Origin of the sequence: Pseudomonas sp. NCHU5216, from assembly GCF_052156495.1 — a bacterium.
Classification (GTDB): Bacteria; Pseudomonadota; Gammaproteobacteria; order Pseudomonadales; family Pseudomonadaceae; genus Aquipseudomonas.
In genome coordinates this window covers 1-17,255 of sequence record NZ_JBQLIX010000038.1, presented here as the reverse complement: position 1 = coordinate 17,255, position 17,255 = coordinate 1, and the positions used below count along the sequence as shown (strand labels likewise).

The window sequence follows — 17,255 nt, the reverse complement described above, 5'->3', positions numbered from 1 at the left end:
CCGATTCAAGAGAACCCGAACATGTACAAACTCGAAGTCCAGGATCTGCACAAGCGCTACGGCAGCCATGAGGTGATCAAGGGCGTGTCTATGGCGGCCAAGGCCGGCGACGTCATCAGCATCATCGGCTCCAGCGGCTCGGGCAAGAGCACCTTCCTGCGCTGCCTGAACCTGCTGGAGCAGCCCCATGCCGGCAAGATCCTGCTCAATGGCGAAGAATTGAAGCTGGTGCCGGCCAAGGACGGCTCCCTGCGCGCAGCCGATGCCAAACAGTTGCAGCGCATGCGCGCGCGCCTGGCCATGGTGTTCCAGCACTTCAACCTGTGGTCGCACATGAGCGCCTTGGACAACGTGATGGAAGCGCCGGTGCACGTGCTCGGTGTGAGCAAGGCCGAAGCCCGCGACAAGGCCGAGCATTACCTGAACAAGGTGGGTGTGGCCCATCGCAAGGACGCCTACCCGGCGCACATGAGCGGCGGTGAGCAGCAGCGTGTGGCCATCGCCCGCGCTCTGGCCATGGAGCCGGAAGTGATGCTGTTCGACGAGCCCACCTCGGCACTCGACCCGGAACTGGTTGGCGAGGTGCTCAAGGTGATGCAGGATCTGGCCAGCGAAGGGCGCACCATGGTGGTGGTGACCCACGAGATGGGCTTTGCCCGCGAGGTCTCGAACCAACTGATGTTCCTGCACAGGGGGCTGGTGGAAGAGCGTGGTTGCCCGCGTGAAGTGCTGGCCAATCCACAATCCGAGCGGCTCAAGCAGTTCCTTTCCGGCAGTCTCAAATAATAAGAAGCTAGACTGCGTCTCAAAGCCTGTTCAAAGTCTTGCGAGCTAGAGGCATGCAAGGCAAAAACAGGCGAGGAAGCGGAGTGTACTTTTGTACATGAGCATTCCGAGCCTGTTTTTAACGCAGCAGGCCCGACGCGCAGCAAACTATGAACAGGCTTTCATGACCCCCCATCGAATCGGCTTTCTATACTGGCCCGGCACCAAGGCCCTGACCCTGTCCCTGGCCGAGGAAGCCCTGCGCGTGGCGCAGCGGGTGCACCCCGAGGTGCTCTACGAACTGGTGTTTCTGCAGGCCGAGCCGTCGATGGCGGGGGATTGGCGCCTGCCGGGCGAGCCCTGGGCCGGGCACATGGATGGCCTGCACAAGTTGTTTCTGCTCGCCGATGCGCCGCCGGCTCAGGTATCGGCGCCGCTGGCTGCCGCGCTCAAGCAGCAGGTGCGTAGTGGCTGCGTCATTGGCGGCTTGTCGGCCGGGGTCTATCCGCTGGCGCAGCTCGGCTTGCTCGACGGCTACCGCGCGGCGGTGCATTGGCGCTGGCAGGACGATTTCGCCGAACGCTTCCCCAGGGTCATCGCCACCAGCCATCTGTTCGACTGGGATCGTGATCGCCTCACCGCCTGTGGTGGCCTGGCGGTGCTCGACCTGCTGCTGGCGGTACTGGCGCGCGACCATGGCGCTGAGCTGGCCGGTGCGGTGAGCGAGGAGCTGGTGGTCGAGCGCATCCGTGAAGGCGGCGAGCGCCAGCGCATCCCATTGCAGAATCGTCTGGGTTCCAGCCATCCCAAGCTGACTCAGGCGGTGCTGCTGATGGAGGCCAATATCGAGGAGCCGCTGACCACCGACGAGATCGCCCAGCACGTCTGCGTGTCGCGCCGGCAACTGGAGCGCATCTTCAAGCAGTACCTCAACCGCGTGCCCAGCCAGTACTACCTGGAGCTGCGTCTGAACAAGGCGCGGCAATTGTTGATGCAGACCAGCAAGTCGATCATCCAGATCGGTTTGTCCTGCGGCTTCTCCTCGGGGCCGCATTTTTCCAGCGCCTACCGCAACTTCTTCGGCGCCACGCCGCGTGACGACCGCAACCAGCGGCGCAGCAACAGCCCCTTCGAGCTCAGCTCCACACCGGTCGAGCGCGGCTGATCCGTCCTGCGTCTGCCCTGTAGGAGCGAGCTCTGCTCGCGAAGTTGTGGTGCTTCCCTTGGCGTGCGAGCGGGTAACCGGATGAAATCCTGATGCCGTTCACTCAAGGCACTTCCTTGAAACCTCGTGCCAGGGGTTGGTCTGCTTGCTTGATACCGGGCTGGTAAGTTTGTGTGTTGGTTCGTATTGGGTCGTTGGGGTTTTGGACGCCGCTGCGGTGTATTCAGAGGTTCCGGGTTTCGCCCCCTCGGGCGACTTACTTTTCTTTGAAGTGCGCAAAGAAAAGTAAGCAAAAGAAACGCACCCCCGCCATCCGGGTCTCGCTGCGCTCGACTTCCCTCTCTCCGGCACCGCTCCGGGGTCGGCGTACATGGGCCGTCCCTGGCCCATTACGCCTCTCGCGGCATCCATGCCGCTCGCCCCCTGCGCAGCGCCTACGTTCGGCCTCCTGAAGGGGGTATTCGCGCGCCTGAACGAGCAGGCATGTCATGACTTGCCTGGCATGCTCTGATAGCTATGAAGTAGCGATGCGGCCATTGAATTAAACCAAAACTTTCATTTTGCAGTTTCATGCGTTGAACAGCTTGCCGGCTTGCAGCCGGCATTCTGGTCAGCTACAACCACTCCGTGCTACTTCTGGGTTACCGCAGATTCAGGCGCGTGCAGAGCCCGCCCAGGAGGGCGAACGGAATCGTCGTGGAAGAGGTTGAGCGGCATGGATGTCGCGAAAGCCGCGATGGGCCAGGGATGGCCCACCGTGGCGGGCCTCTGGAGCGGCGATGGAGTGAGCGAACCCTGGCGCAGCCAGGGCCGGATGACCGGGCGGAGGGTTTTGGTTACTTTTGTCGGGCCGGCCATCCGGGGCAAAAGTGACTCGCCCGGGAGGGCGAAACCAAAAACATCAGCAAAAACGCGGCAATTCGGAACAGGCATAAAAACAACCAACACACAAACTTGCCTGTCTCAAAGCCCGCCATCCATTGGCCGGCAATGGCTGCACCGCTTGAATGAACCGCATCAAGATGAAATCCGAGTCAATAGCGGCCCGGCAGCCAGCGCAGAATTTTTCCCGGCCCCTGCACCGCAGCGCTTAACTGCGTTTACACTGCGCCTTTCCGACGTTTTCTGTCGCTTTGACGAAAACCCGCGGGAAACCTGGGGTGGCGCTGTAAGAACATGTCGCATGAGCACAAGGCCGACCCCGAATCAGCCCCTACAATCCTTGGCATTCCCTGTCGTTACGGGCCTTCTGGCTGCCCGGGCGGCCGGTATTTCTCATCAGGAGAGCTTCGATGTCCGTTCAGCACGATGCGGTGCAACGCGCCGATTTCGACCAGTTCATGGTCCCCAACTACGCCCCCGCTGCCTTCGTCCCGGTGCGCGGCCTGGGTTCGCGAGTGTGGGATCAGAGCGGTCGCGAGCTGATCGACTTCGCTGGCGGCATCGCCGTCAACGTGCTCGGCCACTGCCACCCGGCGCTGGTGGCGGCCCTGACCGAGCAGGCCAATACCCTGTGGCACATTTCCAACGTGTTCACCAACGAGCCGACCCTGCGCCTGGGCAAGAAACTGGTGGAGGCCACCTTCGCTGAGCGCGTGTTCTTCTGCAACTCCGGCGCCGAGGCCAACGAGGCCGCGTTCAAGCTGGCCCGGCGTGTCGCCCATGATCGTTTCGGCGCGGAAAAACACGAGATCATCGCCGCTACCAACAGCTTCCACGGGCGCACCCTGTTCACCGTCAGCGTCGGCGGCCAGCCCAAGTATTCCGACGGTTTCGGGCCGAAGATCCAGGGCATCACCCATGTTCCTTACAACGATCTGGAGGCGCTGAAGGCGGCCATCTCCGACAAGACCTGCGCCGTGGTGCTGGAGCCGATCCAGGGCGAGGGCGGGGTGCTGCCGGCGGACAAGGCCTACCTGGAAGGTGCCCGCGCGCTGTGCGATGCGCACGATGCGCTACTGGTGTTCGACGAGGTGCAGAGCGGCATGGGCCGCAGCGGCGAACTGTTCGCCTACATGCACTACGGCGTGGTGCCGGACATCCTCTCCAGCGCCAAGAGCCTGGGCGGCGGCTTCCCCATCGCGGCGATGCTCACCACCACCGAGCTGGCCAAGCATTTCTCCCCCGGCACCCACGGCACCACCTACGGCGGCAACCCGCTGGCCTGCGCCGTGGGCGAGGCGGTGCTGGACATCGTCAATACCCGCGAGACGCTCGATGGCGTGAAGGCCAGGAGCGCGCGTTTCAAGAGCCGCCTGGAGGCCCTCGGCCAGCAGTACGGCCTGTTCGAGCAGGTGCGTGGCATGGGCCTGCTGCTCGGTTGCGTGCTCAATGACAAGTGGAAGGGGCAGGCCAAGCAGGTACTCGATGCCGCCACGGCCGAAGGCCTGATGGTGCTGCAGGCTGGCCCGGACGTGGTGCGTTTCGCCCCGAGTCTGGTGGTCGAGGACGTCGATATCGAAGAAGGCCTGGCTCGTTTCGAGCGCGCGCTGAGCAAGCTGACGGCGGCCTGAGTAGCCCCAGGCAAGGGCTCGAGCCGCACAGCCGCGGCTCGGGCCCGTGTCGCCGCCTTACCGATTCCCTGTTGAGAAGGAGTGCCCCATGCTGGTGATGCGCCCCGCGCAAATGGCGGATCTGGCCGAGGTGCAGCGGCTGGCTGCCGACAGCCCGGTCGGGGTCACCTCGTTGCCGGACGATGCCGGCCGCCTGGGTGACAAGATCGGCGCGTCGGAGTCGTCCTTCGCTGCCGAGGTCAGCTTCAATGGTGAGGAAACCTATTTCTTCGTCCTCGAAGACACCGTCAGTGGGCGCCTGGTGGGCTGCTCCGGCATCGTCGCCTCGGCCGGTTATTCCGAGCCGTTCTACAGCTTTCGCAACGAAACCTTCGTGCACCACTCCCGCGAGCTGAAGATCCACAACAAGATTCACGTGCTCTCGCTGTGCCACGACCTCACCGGCAACAGCCTGCTGACCAGCTTCTACGTCGAGCGCTCGCTGGTGTCCACGGCCTTCGCCGAGCTCAACTCCCGTGGTCGCCTGCTGTTCATGGCCAGCCATCCCGAGCGCTTCGCCGACGCCGTGGTGGTGGAGATCGTCGGGCAGAGCGACGAGCATGGCGAGTCGCCGTTCTGGGACGCCGTGGGGCGCAACTTCTTCGACATGAGTTATGCCGAGGCCGAGCGCTTGTGCGGTTTGCGCAGCCGCACCTTCCTCGCCGAGCTGATGCCGCATTACCCCATCTACGTGCCGCTGTTGCCGGACGCGGCGCAGGAGGCCATGGGCCAGGTGCACCCGCGGGCGCAGATCACCTTCGACATCCTCATGCGTGATGGCTTCGAGACAGACCATTACATCGACATCTTCGACGGCGGGCCGACCCTGCATGCGCGCACCTCGGGCATCCGCAGCATCGCCCAGAGCCGCCTGGTGCCGGTGCTCATCGGCGATGGCGCGCAGGCTGGCCGGCAGTACCTGGTGAGCAATGGCCAGTTGCAGGATTTTCGCGCCATCGTCGTCACGCTGGACTGGGTACCGGGCAAACCCGTGACCCTCAGCGCCGAAGCCGCCGAAGTGCTGAGCGTGGGCGAGGGCGGCAGCGTGCGTTTGGTGGCGGTTTGAATCGCAGCGGCAAGCCTCAAGCTCCAAGCGGCAAGCCAGCCTGGCTGCTGACTTGTAGCTTGCCGCTTGAAGCTAATAGCTTGATCCGGAGGATCCAATGATCGTTCGTCCCGTGCGCAGCGCCGATTTGCCGGCTCTGATCGACCTGGCACGCAGTACCGGCGCCGGCCTGACCACCTTGCCGGCCAATGAGGCGCGTCTGGCGCAGCGTGTCGTCTGGGCGGAAAAGACCTTCCGTGGCGAGGCCGAGCGTGCCGACGCCGATTACCTGTTCGTGCTTGAGGACGATGCCGGCCAGGTGCTCGGCATCTCTGCCGTGGCGGGCGCTGTGGGCCTGCGCGAGCCCTGGTACAACTACCGCGTCGGTCTGACCGTCAACGCCTCGCAGGCGCTGAATATCCATCGGCAGATTCCGACCCTGTTCATGGCCAACGACCTGACCGGCAACAGCGAGCTGTGCTCCCTGTTCCTGCATGCCGATCACCGTACCGGGCTCAATGGCCGTCTGCTGTCGAAGGCGCGCTTTCTGTTCATCGCCGAGTTCCGCGAGCAGTTCAGCGACAAGGTGATCGCCGAGATGCGCGGTATGTCCGACGAGCACGGCCATTCACCGTTCTGGGAAAGCCTGGGGCGGCACTTCTTCAAGATGGAATTCTCCCAGGCCGACTACCTCACCGGCGTAGGCAACAAGGCCTTCATCGCCGAGCTGATGCCCAAGTTCCCGCTCTATACCTGCTTCCTCTCGGCGGAGGCGCGCGCCGTGATCGGTCGTGTGCACCCCGATACCGAGCCGGCGCTGACCATGCTCAAGGCCGAAGGCTTCAGCTATCAGGGTTATGTCGACATCTTCGACGCGGGGCCGGCCATCGAGGCGGAAACCGCGAAGATCCGCGCCGTGCGTGACAGCCAGCAACTGGTGCTGGCCATCGGCACGCCGGGCGACGACGCAGTGCCCTATCTGGTGCATAACCGCAAGGGCTACGACTGCCGCATCACCGTCGGCCCGGCGCGGGTGGCCGCCGGTACCCTGGTGGTGGCGCCATTGACCGCCAAGCGCCTGCGCATGTCTGCGGGTGATCTGGTGCGTGCCGTGCCGCTGGCAGCCCGCAGCTGAAAGAGACTGTACCGGGCCGGTCAGCCTGCCGGCCGTGAATGTGTGGAGTGAAAAATACAATGAGCACTCACTATATTGCTGGCCAGTGGCTGGCAGGCCTTGGCGAGCCGCTGCAATCGCTCGACCCGTTCAGCCAGGCCGTGCTCTGGCAGGGGCGCGGCGCTACTGCCGAGCAGGTCGATGCCGCCGTGACGGCGGCACGCCAGGCCTTTTCCGCCTGGGCTGGGCAGTCGCTGGACGCGCGTATCGCCGTGCTCGAGCGCTTCGCCGTGCAGCTCAAGGATCAGGCCGAGGCCCTGGCGCGGGCCATCGGCGAAGAGACCGGCAAGCCGTTGTGGGAAGCGGCCACCGAAGTCAACAGCATGATCGGCAAGGTGACCATCTCCATCCAGAGCTACCGCGAACGCACCGGCGAGAAACGCGGGCAGGTGGCCGACGCCAGCAGTGTGTTGCGGCACAAGCCTCATGGTGTGGTGGCGGTGTTCGGCCCCTACAACTTCCCGGGTCATCTGCCCAATGGCCATATCGTGCCGGCGCTGCTGGCCGGTAATTGCGTGCTGTTCAAGCCCAGCGAGCTGACCCCGAAGGTGGCCGAGCTGACGCTCAAGTGCTGGATCGCGGCGGGGCTGCCGGCGGGTGTGCTCAACCTGCTGCAGGGCGGGCGCGACACCGGCATCGCCCTGGCCGGTCATGATGGCATCGATGGGCTGTTCTTCACCGGCTCCAGCCGTACCGGCAACCTGCTGCATGCGCAGTTCGCCGGGCGCCCGGAGAAGATCCTGGCGCTGGAGATGGGCGGCAACAATCCCTTGATCGTCGATCAGCTGGCCGATGTCGAGGCCGCGGTCTACAGCATCGTGCAGTCGGCCTTCATCAGCGCCGGCCAGCGCTGCACCTGCGCGCGCCGTCTGCTGGTGCCCGCAGGGGAGTGGGGCGATGCCCTGCTGGCGCGCCTGGTGCAGGTGGCCGGGCAGCTTGGCGTCGGCCGTTTCGATGCGCAACCGGCACCTTTCATGGGAACTGTGATTTCCCTGCAGGCGGCAACGCAACTGCTGCAAGCCCAGGCCGATCTGCTCAGCCAGGGCGCCACGGCACTGCTGGCGATGACTCAGCCGCAGGCCGATGCGGCGCTGCTCACCCCTGGCATCCTCGATGTCACTGCTCTGGCTGAGCGCCCGGACGTGGAGTTCTTCGGCCCGCTGCTGCAGGTGATCCGCTACGGCGATTTCGAGGCCGCCCTCACCGAGGCCAATGCCACCGCCTATGGCCTGGCTGCTGGGCTGCTGTCCGATTCGCGGGCGCGCTTCGAGCGCTTCTGGCTGCACAGCCGCGCCGGCATCGTCAACTGGAACAAGCCGCTCACCGGCGCCGCCAGCAGCTCGCCGTTCGGCGGCATCGGCGCCTCCGGCAACCATCGCCCCAGCGCATACTATGCGGCCGACTATTGCGCCTATCCGGTGGCCTCGCTGGAAAGCGAAAACCTGGCCCTGCCTGCGACCTTGAGCCCGGGAGTGACCCTCTGATGCCTGCCCATGAGATGAACCTCGACGGCCTGGTCGGGCCGACCCACAACTACGGCGGGCTGTCCTACGGTAACGTCGCCTCGCAAAGCAACGGACAGGTCGCTTCCAACCCCAAGGAGGCCGCCAAGCAGGGCCTGGCGAAGATGAAGGCGCTGATGGACATGGGCTTCAAGCAGGGCGTGCTGGCCCCGCAGGAGCGCCCGGCCGTCGCCGAACTGCGCCGTCTGGGCTTCAGCGGCAGCGATGTCGAAGTGATCGCCCGCGCCGCGCGCGAGGCCATGCCGTTGCTGGTGGCGAGCTGCTCGGCCTCGAGCATGTGGACGGCCAATGCCTGTACCGTCAGCCCCAGTGCCGATACCGCCGATGGTCGCGTGCACTTCACCGCTGCCAACCTCAATTGCAAGTTCCACCGCTCGATCGAGCACCCCACCACCAGCCGCGTGCTGCAGGCCATGTTCGCCGACGAGGCGCACTTCGCCCATCACCCGGCGCTGCCGGCGGTGGCGCAATTCGGCGACGAGGGCGCGGCCAACCACACACGCTTCTGCAAGGATTATGGCGCTGCCGGCGTGGAGTTCTTCGTCTACGGGCGCAGCGCCTTCGATACCCGTTACCCGGCACCGGCCCGTTACCCGGCGCGGCAGACCCTGGAGGCCAGCCAGGCGGTGGCACGCCTGCACGGCTTGAGCGAGGCAGGGGTGGTGTACGCCCAGCAGAATCCGGCTGTGATCGATCAGGGCGTGTTCCACAACGACGTGATCGCCGTGGGCAACGGTGAGGTGCTGTTCTATCACCAGGACGCCTTTCTCCGCAGCGACCAGGTGCTGGCCGAGCTGAGCGACAAGCTGGCCCGACGCGGTGGCAACCTTCAGGCAGTGTGCGTGCCGACTGCGGCGGTCAGCGTGCAGGACGCAGTTTGCTCGTACCTGTTCAACAGCCAACTGCTGACTCGCGCCGATGGCAGCATGCTGCTGGTGGTGCCGGAGGAGTGCCGTCACAACGCCAGCGTCTGGCGCTACCTCGAACAGCTCACCGTCAGTGGTGGGCCGATCCGCGAGGTGCGCGTGTTCGATCTAAAGCAGAGCATGCAGAACGGCGGCGGTCCGGCCTGCTTGCGCTTGCGTGTGGCACTGAACGAAGCTGAGCTGGCGGCGGTCAATCCGGGTGTGGTGATGACGGATGCGCTGCACGAGCGTCTGGTGGCCTGGGTCGACAAGCACTACCGTGACCGCCTGAGCGAAGCCGACCTGGCCGACCCGCAACTGCTGTACGAGTGCCGCACGGCGTTGGATGAACTGACGCAGATCCTTAAACTGGGCTCGGTCTATCCTTTTCAATTGAACTGATATCAGCGACAAGCTCCAGGCCTCAAGCTGCACATGTCAGCGGGTCTTGCAGCTTGAAGCTTGTAACTAGGAGCTGTTTCATGTCCCTGCAACTGATTCTCGAAGATACCGACGGTACCCAGCTGGAAACCTCCTGCACCCGCTTCGCCGTGGTCTGGCAGGGCAAGGAGGTGTGGATTCAGGCCGTCGGCGATCAGTTGCTGATCGGTGTCGACGTAGAGGAGGGCGATACCGAGTACGCCAACCTGCTGCTGCGCCCGCAGGCCACCAATCTGGTCAGCCTGCAGCTGGAAATGGAGGCGGTCGATGCCGGTGACGACGATCACGTGCATGGCCCGGACTGCAATCACTGATCGAGCCTGGTAGGAGTGAGCGAAAACGCTTCGCCCGCAATGCTCGCTCCTACAACAATGCTGCGAACCAAGGAGTCGCCATGCTTGCCCTCGGCAAACTGCTTGAACTGACCCTGGCCGGCCATGAGCCGTCGGCGAAGATTCAACTGACACCCGACGGCACGCGCCTGCGCTGGCTGGACGAAGGCGCGCTGGAGGTCACGCCGCCGGCTGCCCGCGACAGTGGCCTCGACCTGCTGCTGTCGGCCGGCATCCACGGTAACGAAACCGCGCCCATCGAGCTGCTCGACCGTCTGCTGCGTGGCATCGCGCGCAACGAGTTGCATCCGGCAGCACGCATGCTCTTCCTGTTCGGCAACCCCGAGGCCATGCGTCGTGGCGAGCGCTACGTGGAACAGGACATCAACCGCCTGTTCAGCGGCCAGCACGAGCAGGCCAGCGGCTTCGAGGCGATCCGCGCCTGCGACCTGGAGCATCTGGCCGCCACCTTCTTCGGCAAGGCAACGGGGCGCACGCGGCTGCACTATGACCTGCACACCGCCATGCGCGGCTCGAAGATCGAGCAGTTCGCCCTCTATCCCTGGCAAGAGGGCCGCGCCCACTCCCGTCGTGAGCTGCAGCGCCTGCGGGCCGCCGGGATCGAGGCGGTGCTGCTGCAGAACAAGGCATCGAGCACCTTCAGCGCTTACACCTATGCGCAGCTCGGTGCCGAGGCCTTCACCCTGGAGCTGGGCAAGGCGCGCGCCTTCGGGCAGAACCAGCAGATCAACCTCGGGCCGCTGGAAAGCGCCCTGCACGACCTGATCGAAGGGCGTGAGGTGGCGGGCGGCGAGACGAGCCTCGATGGCTTGCAACTGTTCGCCGTATCGCGCGAGATCATCAAGCACAGCGACAGCTTCCAGCTGCACCTGCCGGCAGATATCGAGAACTTCACCGAGTTCGAGCCCGGTTATCTCTTGGCTGAAGACATCGCCGGTACCCGCTGGGTGATACAGCCGCCGGGCGAGCGCATCATCTTTCCCAATCCCAGGGTCAGGAACGGCCTGCGCGCCGGCATCCTTATCGTTCCCGACGACGGCGCCGGCTTGCTGTAGCCCGGATGCAATCCGGGGATGGCTGGCACATTTTCCCCGGATTGCATCCGGGCTACGGTGTCGGCCAGTTGCTTTATCGCGCAACTGTATCTTTCACCGTTCGGGCAGCCTCTTTAGCATGGGCTTTTTCGCCAGAAGCCGGGAACGCCTGCCATGCCCCTGATCGATCTGCGTAGTGACACCGTCACCCAGCCCACCGCCGCCATGCGCGAGGCCATGCTCACCGCCGAACTGGGTGACGATGTCTATGGCGAGGATCCCACCGTCAACCGCCTGGAGAGCTGGCTGGCCAAGGAGCTGGGCTTCGCCGCGGCATTGTTCGTGCCGACCGGCACCATGAGCAACCTGCTGGGCCTGATGGCGCACTGTGAGCGCGGCGACGAATACATCGTCGGCCAGCAGGCGCACACCTACAAATACGAGGGGGGTGGCGCCGCCGTACTCGGCTCTATCCAGCCGCAGCCGATCGAGGGCGAAGCCGATGGTTCGCTGGATCTGGCCAAGGTCGAGGCGGCGATCAAGCAGGACGACTTCCACTTCGCTCGCACCCGCCTGCTGGCACTGGAAAACACCACCCAGGGCAAGGTGTTGTCGCTCGACTATCTGGCCGCCGCGCGCGAGCTGACTCGTCGACGTGGCCTGAGCCTGCATCTGGATGGCGCACGCCTGTACAACGCGGCGGTCAAGCTGCAGGTGCCGGCACGCCAGATCACCCGGTATTTCGACTCGGTCTCGGTGTGTCTGTCCAAGGGCCTCGGCGCGCCAGTCGGTTCGGTGTTGTGCGGCAGCGAGGAGCTGATCGCCAAGGCTCGGCGCCTGCGCAAGATGGTTGGCGGCGGTATGCGCCAGGCTGGCCTGCTGGCGGCGGCCGGGCTCTATGCCCTGGAGCACCAGGTCGAGCGTCTGGCCGAGGATCATGCCAAGGCCGCGCGCCTGGGCGAGGCACTGCGCGAGCTGGGCTACAGCGTCGAGCCGGTGCAGACCAATATGGTCTACGTGCAGCTTGGCGAGCGGGCCGCGCGGATCAAGGCGTTCATGGCCGAGCGCCGCATCGCCGTCGTCGCCGCACCACGCCTGCGCCTGATTACTCACCTGGATGTCGGCGGCGAAGGCATCGAGCGGGTGGTCGAGGCCTTCGCCGCTTTCCGTGACCATTGAGCGAGAAAGGGGCGGTTCATAGCTGTCGCCTATCAACAGGGCACTAGCCGCGGGCGACAGGGCCGATATAATGCGTCCCTTTGCAGACTGCGTGATAACCGTTGCGCCCGGTCATGCTGCGTTGGGAATCGGCTCGGAATGCTCATTCACAGGCTGTGAATTCTGCCTCCTCGCTGCCTTCTGCCATGGCTGACCTTCGCTCGCTAGGTTGTCACTTCGCCGGCTCTGCCGTAGCCGCCTGATTCCGTGGATATCCCCTATGAAAAGCGCAGAAATCCGTGAAGCCTTCCTGAGCTTCTTCGAAGAAAAAGGGCACACCCGTGTCGCTTCCAGCTCGCTGATTCCGGCGAACGACCCGACCCTGCTGTTCACCAACGCAGGCATGAACCAGTTCAAGGACTGCTTCCTGGGTCTGGAAAAGCGCGCCTACACCCGCGCTACCACCAGCCAGAAGTGCGTGCGTGCCGGTGGCAAGCACAACGACCTGGAAAACGTCGGCTACACCGCGCGCCACCACACCTTCTTCGAGATGCTGGGCAACTTCAGCTTCGGCGACTATTTCAAGCGCGATGCCATCCATTACGCCTGGGAATTCCTCACCTCCGAGAAGTGGCTGAACCTGCCCAAGGAAAAGCTCTGGGTTACCGTCTACGCCACCGATGACGAGGCCTATGACATCTGGACGAAAGAAGTCGGCGTCCCCACCGAGCGCATGATCCGCATTGGTGACAACAAGGGCGCGCCGTATGCGTCCGACAACTTCTGGGCCATGGGCGATACCGGCCCGTGCGGCCCCTGCACGGAGATCTTCTTCGATCACGGCGAGCACATCTGGGGCGGCCCACCCGGCAGCCCGGAAGAGGACGGCGACCGCTACATCGAGATCTGGAACAACGTCTTCATGCAGTTCAACCGCACTGCGGACGGCGTGCTGCACCCGCTGCCGGCGCCGAGCGTGGACACCGGCATGGGCCTGGAACGCATCAGTGCCGTGCTGCAGCACGTCAACTCGAACTATGAGATCGACCTGTTCCAGAACCTGCTGGCTGCTTCGGCCAAGGCGATCGGCTGCAGCAACGAAGGCCAGGCCTCGCTCAAGGTGGTCGCCGACCATATCCGCTCCTGCAGCTTCCTCATCGCCGACGGCGTGACCCCGTCCAACGAAGGCCGTGGCTACGTGCTGCGCCGCATCGTGCGGCGCGCCTGCCGCCACGGCAACAAGCTGGGCGCCAAGGGCAGCTTCTTCTACCAGATCGTCGCCGCCCTGGTGGCCGAGATGGGTGACGCCTTCCCCGAACTCAAGCAGCAGCAGGCGCATATCGAGCGTGTGCTGAAGACCGAGGAAGAGCAGTTCGCCAAGACCCTGGAGCAGGGCCTGAAGATTCTCGAGCAGGATCTGGCCGAGCTCAAGGGCACTGTCATTCCTGGCGACGTGGTGTTCAAGCTGTACGACACCTACGGCTTCCCGGTCGACCTGACTGCCGACATCGCCCGCGAGCGCGAGCTGTCGGTGGACGAAGAAGGCTTCGAGCGTGAAATGGAAGCGCAGCGTGAGCGCGCCCGTTCCGCCAGCGCCTTCGGTATGGATTACAACGCCCTGGTCAAGGTCGACGCCGACACCCGTTTCCTCGGCTACGAAGGCACCAGCGGCAGCGGCAAGATCATCGCCCTGTTCAAGGCCGGCAGCGCCGTGGACAGCCTCGCCGAAGGCGAGGAGGGCGTGGTGGTGCTGGATCAGACCCCGTTCTACGCCGAATCCGGTGGCCAGATCGGCGACTGCGGCTATCTGGAAGGTGCCGGCGTGCGCTTCGACGTGCGTGACACCACCAAGGCTGGCGGCGCCTTCCTGCACCACGGTGTGGTGGCCAAGGGCGGCTTGTCCGTCGGCACCAGCGTCAAGGCCGAGGTGGACGCCGAGGTGCGTCAGGCCACGGCGCTGAACCACTCGGCCACTCACCTGCTGCACGAAGCCCTGCGCCAGGTGCTCGGTGAGCACGTGCAGCAGAAGGGCTCGCTGGTCAACAGCCAGCGCCTGCGCTTCGACTTCAGCCACTTCGAGGCGATCAAGCCCGAGCAGATCAAGCAGCTCGAGGACATCGTCAACCGCGTGGTGCGCGAGAACACTGCGGTGGAAACCGAGATCACCGATATCGAAACCGCCAAGGCCAAGGGGGCGACCGCACTGTTCGGTGAAAAATACGGCGATCAGGTGCGCGTGCTGAGCATGGGCGGCGACTTCTCCGTCGAACTGTGTGGTGGTACCCACGTGGCCCGTACCGGCGACATCGGTCTGTTCAAGATCGTCAGCGAAGGTGGTGTGGCGGCCGGCGTGCGCCGTATCGAGGCGGTTACCGGCGCGGCAGCGCTGGCCTACCTCAATGGTGCCGAAGAGCAGCTCAAGGAAGCCGCCTCGCTGGTCAAGGGCAACCGCGACAACGTGCTGGACAAGCTCTCGGCGCTGATCGAGCGCAACCGCCAGCTGGAAAAGGAGCTGGAGCAGCTCAAGGCCAAGGCCGCCAGTGCGGCAGGCAACGACCTGGCTGCTGCGGCCGTGGACGTGAAGGGCACCAAGGTATTGGCGGCGCGCGTCGACGGTCTGGATGGCAAGGCGCTGCTGGCACTGGTCGACCAGCTCAAGAACAAGCTGGGTAGTGGCGTGATCCTGCTCGGCGGCGTGTTCGACGAGAAAGTGGTGCTGGTCGCAGGCGTCACCCAGGATCTGACATCCAGGCTCAAGGCGGGTGATCTGATGCGCCAGGCCGCAGCAGCCGTGGGCGGCAAGGGCGGTGGTCGTCCGGACATGGCTCAGGGCGGCGGCGTCGACGCTGGCAAGCTGGACGAGGCTCTGGCCCTGGCGGCAGCTCTGGTCGAACAGGCCTCTTGACCCGCGATGCCTGCGTTCTGACCTGGCTCTGTGCGGGCGCGAATTTCATCAATGAGTTCGCTCCTGTACAGGCATCAGCTGGTTAACGCGGGTATCGTCTTGCAAGTAGCGTGAAAGCGAGGCCAGCAGTGCGTCCGGCAGGCCTTGGCAGTGTGACCCGATGCGGGTTTAATGGGCGCCCTTCGAGGAATCAGGCGGCTTTTTGAAATGGCTTTGATCGTACAGAAGTTTGGGGGCACCTCCGTCGGCACCGTCGAGCGTATCCAGCAGGTGGCCGAGAAGGTGAAGAAGTTCCGCGAGAAAGGCGACGACATCGTCGTCGTGGTATCCGCCATGAGTGGCGAGACCAACCGTCTGATCGATCTGGCCAAGCAGATCACCGACGGCGAGCCGGTACCGCGTGAGCTGGATGTGATGGTCTCCACCGGCGAGCAGGTGACCATCGCCCTGCTGGCCATGGCGCTGATCAAGCGTGGCGTGCCGGCGGTGTCCTACACCGGCAACCAGGTGCGCATCCTCACCGACAGCGCCTACAACAAGGCGCGTATTCTGCAGATCGATGACCAGAAGATTCGTGCCGACCTCAAGGCCGGGCGCGTGGTGGTCGTTGCTGGCTTCCAGGGTGTCGACGAGCACGGCAGCATCACCACCCTCGGTCGTGGCGGTTCCGACACCACCGGCGTGGCTCTGGCGGCGGCGTTGAAGGCCGACGAATGCCAGATCTACACCGATGTCGATGGCGTCTACACCACCGACCCGCGCGTGGTGCCCAAGGCTCAGCGCCTGGAAAAGATCACCTTCGAGGAAATGCTGGAAATGGCCAGCCTCGGCTCCAAGGTGCTGCAGATTCGTTCGGTGGAATTCGCCGGCAAGTACAATGTCCCGCTGCGCGTCCTGCACAGCTTCCAGGAGGGGCCGGGCACCCTCATTACCCTTGATGAAGAGGAATCCATGGAACAGCCGATCATTTCCGGCATCGCCTTCAATCGCGACGAAGCCAAGCTGACCATCCGTGGGGTACCGGATATCCCCGGCATCGCCTTCAAGATTCTCGGCCCGATCAGCGCCGCCAACATCGAAGTGGACATGATCGTGCAGAACGTCTCGCACGATAACACCACCGACTTCACCTTCACCGTGCACCGCAACGACTACAACAACGCCCTGAACGTGTTGCAGATGACCGCTGACGAACTGGGTGCCCGTGAAGTGGTGGGCGACACCAACATCGCCAAGGTGTCCATCGTCGGTGTCGGCATGCGTTCCCACGCTGGTGTCGCCAGCCGCATGTTCGAGGCTCTGGCCAAGGAGACCATCAACATCCAGATGATCTCCACCTCCGAGATCAAGGTATCCGTGGTCATCGAGGAAAAATACCTGGAGCTGGCCGTGCGTGCCCTGCACACCGCTTTCGAGCTCGACGCCCCGGCTCGACAGAGTGACTGATGCATCGATCCGAAAGGCGCGGCTGGTTCCGCGCCTTTCGTCTTTTTGACTGGCACGCGGGAACTTTATTTCTACGCGAGCTGGTCAATACTTGGGTAGACGCTTGCTGGCTTGAATCCGCAGGAAGCCGACACCATTTTCTTTTTGCAGACATGTTGTCCTGAAAATGTAATTCGTGAGGAGAAAGGAATGCTGATTCTGACTCGCCGGGTTGGAGAGACCCTGATGGTTGGTGATGATGTGACTGTCACCGTGTTGGGTGTGAAAGGTAACCAGGTGCGTATTGGCGTCAATGCGCCGAAAGAGGTTGCCGTGCACCGTGAGGAAATCTACCAACGCATCCAGAAAGAGAAGGGTGACGAACCAAGCCACTAATTTTTCTACAAATTTTTGTTTGCAAACGGGGAAAACATGGTTATCATGCGCCCCGTGTTGCGGAGAGGTGGCCGAGTGGCCGAAGGCGCTCCCCTGCTAAGGGAGTACACCTCAAAAGGGTGTCGGGGGTTCGAATCCCCCCTTCTCCGCCATTATTCAGCGAGTCGGGCGGTTGCCAGGCTGGCGAATCAACCAGAGGTGATCTGGTATAAAAGCACCGACCGGACTCATAGCTCAGCTGGATAGAGTACTCGGCTACGAACCGAGCGGTCGGAGGTTCGAATCCTCCTGAGTCCGCCATATTCAAATGGCTTGCATCGCTGCAAGCCATTTTGTTTCAACCAGTGGTGATCTGGTCTAAAAGCGCCAAACGGACTCATAGCTCAGCTGGATAGAGTACTCGGCTACGAACCG

The 17,255-nt window shown here is 63.8% G+C and carries 13 protein-coding genes and 2 tRNA genes; all 15 read left to right on the top strand.

Annotation, left to right across the window (positions count from 1 at the left end):
• The first annotated feature begins 21 nt into the window (after positions 1 to 21).
• Positions 22 to 786 (top strand): ABC transporter ATP-binding protein, encoded by a 765-nt coding sequence (locus ACSVIK_RS21070; RefSeq protein WP_442446160.1) that lies wholly within the window; start codon positions 22 to 24, stop codon positions 784 to 786.
• A 163-nt stretch (positions 787 to 949) separates the two neighbouring features.
• On the top strand, positions 950 to 1,930 hold the full coding sequence (argR, locus tag ACSVIK_RS21065) for a transcriptional regulator ArgR (protein WP_268183274.1): 981 nt from the start codon (positions 950 to 952) through the stop codon (positions 1,928 to 1,930).
• A gap of 1,292 nt (positions 1,931 to 3,222) precedes the next feature.
• Positions 3,223 to 4,443, top strand: coding sequence for an aspartate aminotransferase family protein (locus tag ACSVIK_RS21060; protein ID WP_442446159.1), 1,221 nt, complete (start codon positions 3,223 to 3,225; stop codon positions 4,441 to 4,443).
• 88 nt (positions 4,444 to 4,531) lie between these two features.
• Positions 4,532 to 5,548 carry an arginine/ornithine succinyltransferase subunit alpha gene (gene aruF, locus ACSVIK_RS21055; RefSeq protein ID WP_442446158.1) on the top strand — a complete coding sequence of 339 codons (1,017 nt, stop codon included), beginning with the start codon at positions 4,532 to 4,534 and terminating at the stop codon, positions 5,546 to 5,548.
• Between the two features lie 97 nt (positions 5,549 to 5,645).
• On the top strand, positions 5,646 to 6,662 hold the full coding sequence (gene astA / locus ACSVIK_RS21050; protein WP_442446157.1) for an arginine N-succinyltransferase: 1,017 nt from the start codon (positions 5,646 to 5,648) through the stop codon (positions 6,660 to 6,662).
• A 59-nt stretch (positions 6,663 to 6,721) separates the two neighbouring features.
• On the top strand, positions 6,722 to 8,185 hold the full coding sequence (gene astD, locus ACSVIK_RS21045; protein ID WP_442446156.1) for a succinylglutamate-semialdehyde dehydrogenase: 1,464 nt from the start codon (positions 6,722 to 6,724) through the stop codon (positions 8,183 to 8,185).
• Positions 8,185 to 9,531, top strand: coding sequence for an N-succinylarginine dihydrolase (astB, locus tag ACSVIK_RS21040; RefSeq protein ID WP_442446155.1), 1,347 nt, complete (start codon positions 8,185 to 8,187; stop codon positions 9,529 to 9,531). The genes astD and astB overlap by 1 nt, the downstream gene beginning before the upstream one ends.
• Positions 9,532 to 9,611: 80 nt before the next feature.
• Positions 9,612 to 9,884, top strand: coding sequence for a topoisomerase II (locus ACSVIK_RS21035; protein ID WP_268183286.1), 273 nt, complete (start codon positions 9,612 to 9,614; stop codon positions 9,882 to 9,884).
• An 80-nt stretch (positions 9,885 to 9,964) separates the two neighbouring features.
• Positions 9,965 to 10,978, top strand: a complete 1,014-nt coding sequence (gene astE, locus ACSVIK_RS21030) for a succinylglutamate desuccinylase (RefSeq protein ID WP_442446154.1) — start codon at positions 9,965 to 9,967, stop codon at positions 10,976 to 10,978.
• Positions 10,979 to 11,131: 153 nt separating this feature from the next.
• Positions 11,132 to 12,136 (top strand): low-specificity L-threonine aldolase, encoded by a 1,005-nt coding sequence (ltaE, locus tag ACSVIK_RS21025; RefSeq protein WP_442446153.1) that lies wholly within the window; start codon positions 11,132 to 11,134, stop codon positions 12,134 to 12,136.
• Positions 12,137 to 12,395: 259 nt separating this feature from the next.
• Positions 12,396 to 15,020, top strand: a complete 2,625-nt coding sequence (alaS, locus tag ACSVIK_RS21020; protein WP_442446152.1) for an alanine--tRNA ligase — start codon at positions 12,396 to 12,398, stop codon at positions 15,018 to 15,020.
• Between the two features lie 207 nt (positions 15,021 to 15,227).
• Complete coding sequence (locus tag ACSVIK_RS21015) at positions 15,228 to 16,466, top strand: aspartate kinase (protein WP_442446151.1); 1,239 nt, start codon at positions 15,228 to 15,230, stop codon at positions 16,464 to 16,466.
• 189 nt (positions 16,467 to 16,655) lie between these two features.
• Positions 16,656 to 16,841, top strand: coding sequence for a carbon storage regulator CsrA (csrA, locus tag ACSVIK_RS21010; protein WP_003244478.1), 186 nt, complete (start codon positions 16,656 to 16,658; stop codon positions 16,839 to 16,841).
• Positions 16,842 to 16,902: 61 nt separating this feature from the next.
• Positions 16,903 to 16,993 (top strand) — tRNA-Ser (locus tag ACSVIK_RS21005).
• Positions 16,994 to 17,064: 71 nt separating this feature from the next.
• A tRNA-Arg gene (locus ACSVIK_RS21000) sits at positions 17,065 to 17,141 on the top strand.
• The last annotated feature ends 114 nt before the right edge of the window (positions 17,142 to 17,255 follow it).

Bases quoted from the DNA above. Each gene is read 5' to 3' on its own strand.
- ACSVIK_RS21070 (WP_442446160.1), top strand. From the start codon at position 22: ATGTACAAACTCGAAGTCCAGGATCTGCACAAGCGCTACGGCAGCCAT.
- argR (WP_268183274.1), top strand. From the start codon at position 950: ATGACCCCCCATCGAATCGGCTTTCTATACTGGCCCGGCACCAAGGCC.
- ACSVIK_RS21060 (WP_442446159.1), top strand. From the start codon at position 3,223: ATGTCCGTTCAGCACGATGCGGTGCAACGCGCCGATTTCGACCAGTTC.
- aruF (WP_442446158.1), top strand. From the start codon at position 4,532: ATGCTGGTGATGCGCCCCGCGCAAATGGCGGATCTGGCCGAGGTGCAG.
- astA (WP_442446157.1), top strand. From the start codon at position 5,646: ATGATCGTTCGTCCCGTGCGCAGCGCCGATTTGCCGGCTCTGATCGAC.
- astD (WP_442446156.1), top strand. From the start codon at position 6,722: ATGAGCACTCACTATATTGCTGGCCAGTGGCTGGCAGGCCTTGGCGAG.
- astB (WP_442446155.1), top strand. From the start codon at position 8,185: ATGCCTGCCCATGAGATGAACCTCGACGGCCTGGTCGGGCCGACCCAC.
- ACSVIK_RS21035 (WP_268183286.1), top strand. From the start codon at position 9,612: ATGTCCCTGCAACTGATTCTCGAAGATACCGACGGTACCCAGCTGGAA.
- astE (WP_442446154.1), top strand. From the start codon at position 9,965: ATGCTTGCCCTCGGCAAACTGCTTGAACTGACCCTGGCCGGCCATGAG.
- ltaE (WP_442446153.1), top strand. From the start codon at position 11,132: ATGCCCCTGATCGATCTGCGTAGTGACACCGTCACCCAGCCCACCGCC.
- alaS (WP_442446152.1), top strand. From the start codon at position 12,396: ATGAAAAGCGCAGAAATCCGTGAAGCCTTCCTGAGCTTCTTCGAAGAA.
- ACSVIK_RS21015 (WP_442446151.1), top strand. From the start codon at position 15,228: ATGGCTTTGATCGTACAGAAGTTTGGGGGCACCTCCGTCGGCACCGTC.
- csrA (WP_003244478.1), top strand. From the start codon at position 16,656: ATGCTGATTCTGACTCGCCGGGTTGGAGAGACCCTGATGGTTGGTGAT.